The sequence below is a fragment of the Pseudomonas sp. EL_65y_Pfl1_R83 genome (genome assembly GCF_963970695.1).
Classification (GTDB): domain Bacteria; phylum Pseudomonadota; class Gammaproteobacteria; order Pseudomonadales; family Pseudomonadaceae; genus Aquipseudomonas; species Aquipseudomonas tritici.
In genome coordinates this window covers 22566-31541 of the sequence record NZ_CAXAQI010000029.1, presented here as the reverse complement: position 1 = coordinate 31541, position 8976 = coordinate 22566, and the positions used below count along the sequence as shown (strand labels likewise).

Genomic DNA, 8976 nt, shown 5'->3' with positions numbered 1-8976 from the left:
GGATATCAGCCATTTTTTGATGCACCGGTACAACTGGATTCGACCGCACCAATTTAATGGTGGGCTGCCACCGGCTCAGGCTGAGAAAAAACTTAACGTCGTGTCCGGGATCAGTTGACCACTACACCCTCACTTTTTACAGGTACTAAAAAACCCCTTAGACGTTAATCTGGGGGGGGCTTCTGGCCGGTAGCGACCCGTCTATAAGAAGCCCAAGGTCGATGGAATCCGCTGTCATCATTACAAACAGCTCCTGCCAAGGCATTCATTGATGTAACACCTCTTTGCCATGTAACACGCATATCGGCAAACCAGCTCCAGCTGTGTAACGACATATAAACCCTTTAAAATCAAATAGTTATATAATTATGTAACACGCGTAACACCCGTAACACGGTTTTATTAGGGTATCCCCGAGCCCCATAAAAATTGCTCCTCCAGCGAAGGTGTGGGTCATGCTCTTAGCTTTGGTTCGGTAGTGGGGACCCTGGAGCACTCTCGAAGGTACTGGGTCGGAAACCCGCGTGATCGTGTCAGCGGAAAGGTGCCCAGCTTAGTGAACAAGTGAACCGGGTGAACTGCTGTTCACCAGTGCATTTGCCCTATGAATCGGAAAGCCGCCGGGGACCCTGGGCATTTTGGATAGACACGGGGCATAGAACCCGCCGGATCTAGTTAGTGGCTGGGCTCCAAAGTTAGTTGACTGGTTGACCTAGTTGACCAGGCCAATCGCTCACTATCCTGAACGAAATCCATGACCGTTACAGATCCGGTAAGGATGTCCTTTTCTCTTCAAGATCCTTTCAATTTCAACGTTGAAATTTCAGTAAGCTGGTCCGGCTGCCGCTACCACGATCCCGCGGGTTTCATGCCCCGTGTAACGCGAAATCTCTCAGGGTCCCCAGCGTGATTTCCTGTCATCGAGAGGCGGAACCGACGAAATTCGCTTGTTAGGCCGGAACGCAAAGCGCCTGCCCACAACCGAGGATGCTGACTTTGGCGTTACACGCATGGGCAGCGTTACATCGGGTGTACGCTAAGTTTCTCAACTGTGTAACGGGCATGAAAGCCAATGAAACCGGGCGTTTGGTGACGGGCGTTACACCCGTAACACCGGTTACACCGGTTTTGGAGGGGGGCGGATATGTACTCTCAATACAGCCATTCAAAATTGGCCCTACACCACATTGTTGGCCTCTCGTGAATCAAGATGACCAGCGTGATTTCCGATCACCAGGTGGTGTGGAGAGCTGATATGCAACGCCACTGGTTGGAGGTAGATTGACTACCTGACAACACGGTGGGAGAGCATCATGGAAGACAACCCTTTGCTTGCGTCCTTACTCAAGCGCATGAATGAAAACCAACTGGCGCTGGGGGCAGCTATCGAGGAGCTATCAAACTGGGTTGAGCAAAGAGGATCCACAGAAGTGGCACAGAACATCCGAGGGGCACTAGAAATCCTGGATGGAAATGCAGGATTCATCACCCTTGCCCTCGCCTCACTGTCGGCAGAAGGTAGGACAAACAATTGACTACCTGGCCGAATGGCTACACATCACCTACCAACTGGTGGTGCTTTACCTAGCGGGAATACCACTACATCTGTAGGCAGAAGCAAGCAGCGTGTATGCCCACATGTATGCCCAACTGAAAACCTCAGAAAAAAACCCTTTAAATACATAGCGCTACAAGATCAGTTCAAATGACTGTGTACCACCAAGTACTAAAAACGGCTTACCGAAAGGTAGGCCGTTTTTTTATGCCTCGCGGAAAGTGCTGGGACCGCCTGACGCAGCACCTCAACGCCCAGCGCACTCGCCGAAGTGATTCAGAGGATCGGCTGGGTTTGCGTCCTCACCCGCTGATCTGCCAGGTCAATAGTCAGATCATGCCGGGGCAGACTGCCCAGCGTATCGTTCAAGTTCATGCGCAAAGGTTTATCGGGGTCCATTCCGTATTCAAGGTCAGCATTGACGCGCTTCTGCGTGAGACTCAGCCCAGCGCTGCTGGAAAAGCCGAGATTCATAGTGGGTATCGACATGCCGTGGGATTGCGTGGTGGTGTAGCTCAAGCTCATGTTTTTGACACGCAGGTTGGTACGATCACTCAGGGCACGCCGGATCAGCGGCTCGGTACTTTCACCGGCAAGATGGCTACGCTCTATTGCGCGCACTATCTGCGGCTTGAGCTCCATGCCGAGCTTCACTGAAGTGCCCTCACCCTGGCGCCACTGATCAAGCACCTGGGCAAACTGGGGGTCATCCTTCAACCACTGTTCAATGGCCGCCTTGTTGGCCGGCGCCACATCATCCAGCCACGCATGGCGCCCGTCGTCCCGTAACCCCACACGCGTGACGGAAGACTCGACCGACGTCAGTTGGCGCAGCCCGTTCTTCACCAGGTCCTGCTGGGTGATCAACTTATCCAGTGACTGGGTGATGGCGTGATAAGCGTCCGGCTTCGTTGCCATGGGCGGATGAGTCGTGAGAAACCGCTGCAAAGTGACCAACTGTTGATCGACGGTGTTCCCCGACAGGTCAATCGCAGCCAACTCCCGCCTGAAACTCGGCGAGTAAAGCGACACATTGCGTGTGAGGTGATCAATCTGCGGCTGAGTAACCGGTTGCGGATGCTTGAATGAAAAACTGAAAGCCTGCGACTCCCCACGATCAAACTTCACCATGACCGACAGTTCCGGCAACGAAGCCGCCGCCGCGCTGGGCCAGTCACTGTCGGCCCGGCCTAACCCCAACGCATTGATCGGCGCGGTGTTGGCGCCCACGCCAGCCTGCCTGAATAATTGAGCGCTGGTTGTCGTACCTTGGCGGGTACCTGTTGCGGTGTGCGTGGTCGACTGGCCCTTGTCCGCATGCGCGAGATTGAGGTTGCCCACCACGCCGACGCCAGCGCGAATCACTGAGTCCAACTCGGCGATGTTTTCTTGCGGGGTGTACATCAAGCGCAATTGGGCGAGTACGTCCAGGTTGACGTCACCACTGACCTTGGAACTCTTGCCTGTCGCGTGCTCCTCACCCAACGCGAGCAAGTCGTAGACGGTACCGTTCTCGCCGGTAAGGATCGCCATCATCGTGCCAAAGTCTGCCTCTTTCACATCAAAGGCGATGCTCGATCCGGTGTTTTTCGCCACCGCTGCAGTCAGTTCCGCAGCCACCCTCAAGGCCGGCCCCACGGCCTCCGGGCCTCGCCCCAGCGTCAGGCCCGAGGCCACCGAACCGGCCAGCCGCCGCATGTCGTCCGTACTGATCTCAACCCGCGCGCCTTTATCGGTACGGCTGATACTCACACCGTGAGTATGCGACTTGGAGGCTCCCAAGAAAAACTCCAGGGGGGCTATGGGTTTTACCCCCGTCACCATCAACCCCACGCTTTTACCTTGGGCCCGGCTCGGCGCGAGGGTCTGGCCACTGCCCAGTTGCTGTACCTGCTGCGTCATTGCCGCCTTGATTGAAGCATCGGTGGGCAACCCCAGCAGGCCCGAAAGATGCCAATGAAGCGCAGAGCCAGGTGTTCCAAGGTCCTTGGCCAACAGTTTGAAGTTGCCATACAACGATTCCGCCTGCTCGTAACTGGCAATACCTTGGCTGGCCAGTGTGTGGACAGGGCTGTCTTTAAACGCCTGCATCGTCTCGCGCAGGGAGGTTTCCAGGCGCTCCAGGCCGCTTGGGCTAACGCCTGACATATCGTCGAGCGCCCGTGCCAGATCCGCCAGTTGCTTGAGCGCGCTTGCATGATGAATCAGGTCGCCCTCGATGAGTGCCGAGGGGTGGTCAAGGTTGCGCTTGCGCTCGGGCGCCCAGGCGGGAAGCGCCAAGCCTTGGCCCTCAAGGTTGGCCAATAGCGCAGCGGTCGATTTTTGCGTCGAGGGGGAGACTCTTTTAAACACTTCATACAGTTGATGCAGCGTCGAACGGGGATCAATGGCCGCCCGGCTCAACGTGGGCCGAGCGTCAAACGCCACGCCATGCACGTCTGCCAGGCGATGTGCGCTTGAATGGCTACTGTGTTCTACGTCGGTCAGCGCTTGGCGGATCTGCTCGGCCAACGCCTGACGCGGCCCCGGCTTGCTCAGGGCTGCGAGCCGCACACCCAGGTCAGCAGGAACTGGCTTACTCTGCGCCAGCACCTTGAGCTGTTCATGCAGGCGTTTATCGTCAGCGTAGATCCCTTCCAGCCCCTTGCGGCCTTTGAAATGGTGCTGAATATCCTTACCCACCTGGCTAAGGCCTTCCAGTGGGTGGAAGTGCGCTTTGATCCCTTGGATAAAATTGCGCTTGAGCGGCAACCCCTCACGGAATTGCCCCATCACATTGCTGCTGACGGTCAGCGCGCCCCCGTTGAACTGTGCACGCATCGACGTATCAGCGAATGTATCGGCCAATGACGGTGCCTGGTTCATTGATTGCACCGGGCCCCACTTCATCGTGCTGGCGGTGGCGTTTTCCAGCCGGTGGAACTGCTTGTCCCACCCACCAACCAAGTACTTATCGGCGCCCATCCGCAAGGACTCCAAGGGCTGGCGATCCGGTAGATCAACCTTGCTCCAGCGTTGCGCATGCTCGGTTTTGCCCTGCCAGGCCTGGCGATCCAACCTGAACAAGTCGCCTTCTTGGCTGTGTGCATACAGATTTCCCGCGTGATCCAGGGCGAGTGTCTTTATGTCAATCAAGGGGGTCAATTCCAACGCCCTGGCGACGCCGTCCTGATGGACCTGCAGCTGGTTTTCCCGATTGACCGTCACAAAATTTCGGCCGTCCGCTACAGCGAATCCGGTCACGGGCTTTTGACTATCCCCGGCGAGCACCTCGCCAAGGGATACGTGTGGGCGCGGCGCGGGAAGTGCGGCCAAGTCGTGACTGGCGCCCTCAATCAACGGGTCGCACACTTTACTGATGGCAACCGCCTTCAATTGTCCCTCTTGCAGCACATACGCGCGACCATCCAACCCACACGCCAGATGTTCGATACCAGGCTGCCCAACGTTCTCCCAACGTTGGGCCGTCGCATCCCAGGTCAACAGGTGGCTTGCATCGAGTGCAATCTTGCCTCGTTGCCCGAGGTCCACTGCCGTCGACAGCGCTTGCAGGCTGGGCAGGGGCAAACCTTTCTCGATGTGTTTGACCAGCACATCGCTGAGGTTCCATTGCGGGCGGAGTGCGTGTGCGTCACTCAAGGGCACGCTGTGCACTTGAAGGCGTGCGTCGCGCACCTGAGCATTGAGTTGCCCGGCGTCATCATGAAAGAAGCCTTCCACATTGACGGCGCCCTTCAGCGCCCGCTCCAGCGCGTCGACCGTTTGCCTGACCATGGGCAGCTTGTCATCTCGTGTCATGCGCAGGTCGGCACGGACCAACTCACCGTCCGTGGTCGCCCCAAACAAGGTGTTTCCCGACACCCCGATACGCATGAGCTGCACCGGCAAACCTACCTCATCGACCGGACACACAGTGTGGGCGCCAGCCCCTTGAAGATGCACAACAGAAATATCCCGGTCCTGACTCAGCAGCACCGTGGTGCCCCCTTGGGCGCTGCTGTCTGCAAACCCTTCGGGCGTCTTCAGCAGCTGTCCTTCTTTGCTCAGGCCAATACGGGAGAATGCACGGGTATCTGCGTCTGGTTTCCAGGAAAGCGTGAGCGGCTCGAATCGAAACAGCCGTGCGCCATCCAGGCGAAACTGCTGGCTCTGCGCAGTTGTTTGAATGGCGCTGACGCGCCCCAAATGCGCGCGACCCGGGCCGTTACCGGCGCCATCGGCCGCATCGGGAAGGCTGCTTTTGAACACCGCTGCAACAGCGGGTGTGGACTGAATATGAAACAGGTACTGGCGTTCATCCTTCATCCGCAACGTATAGGTACCCGCTGCAGAAGAACCATCGGCCACATAGTGTTTATTCGGCTGGTTGAGGTGCTGGGCGATATCACGCCCCGCAAGCGTCGTATCAGCCTGCACCTTCCCGTTGATGAGTCGGGCATCGAACTGCATTGAGGTGGGTTGCAGTGTTTGATAGTGGAGCAACGACACTGGCGGCGGGCTTTTACGCGGAGGTACTTCCTGATGCCATTTCGTCGAGCAATTGGCAAGGGCGTGCTGTAATTTGAGAAGCGGATCTAATCCTGTGCGCATGGTAATGCTCCCAAACAAAATGAGTCACAGCTGTCTAGTGGGCACTCGCTATTTTTGGTTCCACCTATGCCTTATCACCACGGCACCTCCATGCGCTGGAAAAACCTTCCATCAGTATTTTGACGCTCGCTTGACCCACTGTTAGTGTCCGGCTCCCCCCTCAACGGAGTGCTCTCGATGAAACTGGATATCTTTCAAGTCGACGCTTTCAGCCAAACCGTCTTCGGCGGCAACCCGGCGGCGGTCTGCCCGCTGACCGAGTGGCTGAGCGATGAGCAACTGCAGAACATTGCAGCGCAAAACAATCTCTCCGAAACCGCCTACTTCGTCCCTCGTGAGGGGTTCTATGAGTTGCGTTGGTTTACCCCGCAAGTCGAAGTAGACCTGTGTGGCCATGCCACGCTCGCGGCGGCGTGGGTACTGACCCACCAGATGGCGGATGCGCCAGACGTGTTGCGCTTTGCTACCCGTAGCGGCGAGCTACGGGTCACGCGTCAGGGCGATGAACTGGCGATGGACTTCCCCGCCAAGCAACCTCAGCGCTGCGAACCGCCCGCGGGCATGTTGAGCGCGCTGGGAATTGAACAGGCCGAAGTGTTCTGCACCGATGACTACATCGTGTTGCTGGAAGACGAAGCCCAGATCGCCGCATTGATGCCGGATTTCGCACGCCTCAAGGGCCTGCCCAAGCGAGGGGTTGCGGTAACGGCCAAAAGTACGCCGTTTGATTTTATCTCCCGTTGGTTCGGCCCGAATGTGGGCGTGAATGAAGACCCGGTTACTGGATCGGCCCACACCTCATTGGCGCCTTTCTGGGCCGAACGCTTGGGCAAGTCGCAACTGACCGCAGAACAAGGCGGCAAGCGCCGTGGCCAATTGCGCTGTGAACTCAAGGGTGACCGCGTGATCATTTCCGGTCGTGCGGTGCTCTACCTGCAAGGCACGATTTATCTGTAAAAACGCAGTAACCAAGGACAACAGATCATTCTCAAAATGAACGGAGTTCAGCGCGTGTTTTCGATTTCCCGCCGTCAACTGTCAGTGGTTGCCGCAGCCCTCGCCCTGGCTGCCTGCCATACGCCTGTCAACGAACAGCCACCGGCACCGGAGCTGGGCTCAGGCTATCGCACCGACCTCACGACCCAACACGCCGAGCGTCATATGGCCGCCGCCGCCAACCCTCTGGCGGCCGAGGCCGGACGCGAAATGCTGCGCATGGGCGGTTCGGCGATTGATGCGGCGATTGCGATGCAAGCGGTATTGACCCTGGTGGAGCCGCAATCATCGGGCATCGGCGGGGGTGCATTCATCATGCTGTGGGACGGCAAAAATGTGCAGGCGTATGACGGCCGTGAAACCGCACCAGCCGGGGCAACCGAGCGCTTGTTCCTGAAGGCCGACGGCAAACCAATGGCGTTTCCCGAGGCGCAGATCGGTGGGCGCTCGGTCGGTACGCCAGGTGTCTTGCGTGCGCTCGAAATGGCACACGAAAAGACCGGCCACCTGCCGTGGGCAAAGCTGTTCGAACCGGCGATCCGGCTGTCGGAACAAGGCTTCGCGATTTCTCCGCGCCTGCACAGTTTGATCGCGGCCGATCGCTACATCGCGCAATCGCCAGACATGGCGGCGTACTTCCTGAACGCCGATGGCACACCGAAAGCCATCGGCAGCGTGTTGAAAAACCCGGCACTGGCAGACGTGTTCAAGCGCATCGCCAAGGAAGGGCCGGATGCGCTGTACCACGGGCCGATTGCCGATGAGATCGCCCGCAAAGTGCAGGGCAATCGTAATGCGGGCAGCCTGTCGCTGGCAGATCTGAAGGGCTACGCCGCCAAGGAACGCACGCCACTGTGTACTGACTACAGACAATGGAAGGTGTGTGGCATGCCGCCGCCGTCATCGGGTGGGATCGCTATCGCGCAAATCCTCGGCACCTTGCAGGCGCTGGAAGGCCGCGATCCTGGGCTGGCCATCGCAGCGATGCAACCGGTGAAAAGCCCATTGCACCCAGGCTTTGAGCCGACACCCGAAGCGGTGCACCTGCTGGCCGAAGCCGGTCGCCTGGCCTTTGCTGATCGCGCGCTCTATGTCGCCGACACCGATTTCGTCACTGTGCCAGTGGCGGGCCTTGTTGCACCGGACTACCTGGCCAAGCGCGCCACCTTGATCGGCGAGCGCAGCATGGGCATCGCCAAGCCAGGCTTGCCAGCAGGTATCCAGGTGGCTTACGCACCCGATCGCTCGCCGCTGCGCATCTCTACCTCGCAAGTGGTGGCAGTGGATGACCAGGGTGGCGCCGTGTCGATGACCACCACGGTGGAAGCGGCGTTTGGCTCGCATGTCATGGTCCAGGGCTTCTTGCTTAACAACCAGATGACCGACTTTTCGTTTATTCCCGAAGAGAATGGCCAGCCTGTTGCGAACCGTGTCGAGCCCGGCAAACGCCCGCGCTCGACCATGGCGCCGACGCTGGTGTTCGACCGCAAAAGCGGCGAGTTACTGGCCGCGGTCGGCTCGCCCGGCGGATCGCAGATCATCGAATACGTGAGCAAGTCCCTGGTGGCGATGCTCGACTGGAAACTCGACCCGCAAGCCGCCATCAGCCTGCCCAACTTTGGCAGCCGCAACGGTGCGACCGAGCTGGAAGCTGGTATGTTCAGTCCCGCATTGAAGCAGGCGCTCAAGGACAAGGGCCATGCAGTGAGCGAGATAGATATGACCAGCGGCATCCAGGCCATCGTTCGCACGCGGGATGCCCAGGGGAAGGTGTCACTGAGCGGCGGCGCCGACCCACGGCGTGAAGGCCAGGCGGTCGGCGACTGAACACTTCA

General features: G+C 58.4%; 4 protein-coding genes. 3 read left to right on the top strand and 1 reads right to left on the bottom strand.

Going from position 1 to position 8976, the window contains the following annotated elements; all coding sequences use genetic code 11:
- Positions 1 to 1313: 1313 nt before the first annotated feature.
- Entirely contained in the window at positions 1314 to 1535 is a 222-nt protein-coding gene (locus AACY08_RS27085) for a hypothetical protein (RefSeq protein ID WP_339472195.1), read from the top strand.
- A gap of 296 nt (positions 1536 to 1831) precedes the next feature.
- On the opposite strand, the gene AACY08_RS27080 is transcribed toward AACY08_RS27085, so the two are convergent.
- Complete coding sequence (locus AACY08_RS27080) at positions 1832 to 6004, bottom strand: AvrE-family type 3 secretion system effector (protein ID WP_339472194.1); 4173 nt, start codon at positions 6002 to 6004, stop codon at positions 1832 to 1834.
- Between the two features lie 318 nt (positions 6005 to 6322).
- On the opposite strand from AACY08_RS27080, the gene AACY08_RS27075 reads away from it, so the two are divergent.
- Together AACY08_RS27075 and ggt are read left to right on the top strand one after the other, a co-directional pair.
- The gene (locus AACY08_RS27075; protein ID WP_339472193.1) at positions 6323 to 7102 is read left to right on the top strand and encodes a PhzF family phenazine biosynthesis protein; all 780 of its coding nucleotides are present in this window, start codon (positions 6323 to 6325) and stop codon (positions 7100 to 7102) included.
- 36 nt (positions 7103 to 7138) lie between these two features.
- Positions 7139 to 8968, top strand: coding sequence for a gamma-glutamyltransferase (gene ggt / locus AACY08_RS27070; RefSeq protein WP_339472192.1), 1830 nt, complete (start codon positions 7139 to 7141; stop codon positions 8966 to 8968).
- The last annotated feature ends 8 nt before the right edge of the window (positions 8969 to 8976 follow it).